This is a genomic window from Vibrio sp. 378, assembly GCF_033339435.1.
The window spans coordinates 1-536 of the sequence record NZ_JAWOUO010001083.1 but is presented as its reverse complement, the minus strand read 5'-3'; the positions used below and the strand labels follow the sequence as shown (position 1 = coordinate 536).

1 protein-coding gene is annotated in these 536 nt (G+C 47.9%); it reads left to right on the top strand.

All coding sequences use genetic code 11. The annotated features are described in order from the left end of the window. Nucleotides 1–251: pyrimidine/purine nucleoside phosphorylase (locus tag R7Q48_RS30490; RefSeq protein ID WP_318134153.1), on the top strand; the 251-nt coding region annotated here is incomplete at its 5' end. Nucleotides 252–536: the final 285 nt, after the last annotated feature.

The following is a 536-nucleotide window of genomic DNA, read 5'->3' as shown; positions in this document are numbered from 1 at the left end:
GTGTAAAGTCACTAGGTTTTAACCAGCACGGACAGGATGTTAGTGTCGGTGTGATGCTTCCGGGCGAGTACACATTTGGTACGCAGGCTCCTGAGCGCATGACAGTCGTTAAAGGTGCTCTCGTGGTGAAACGCGTAGGTGAAGCCGATTGGACAACCTACAGCAGCGGTGAGTCGTTTGATGTTGAAGGTAACTCATCATTTGAGCTGCAAGTGAAAGACGCAACGGCTTACTTGTGCGAATACCTATAATCGGTACAAATGCTGAATTGCTTTAAGCCACCTTCGGGTGGCTTTTTTAGTTGCGTAATTTCCTTGAACTGGCGCACGAGATATCGCTTAGAATTCGGTATCTTGGCGCTATTTATGCGCAACTGTGTATATACTTAGTATAAGTACACCCATCAACCAAGGAGGAAGTGATGGCAGTACAACGCAAGCATTCTGATCTCCCTCCTCGCTACGAAGCGAGCGATTTAACGAATGAACAGCGACACCGCTTTACTGAAGTAGCGAACGCGGCGCACAAAAGACGCA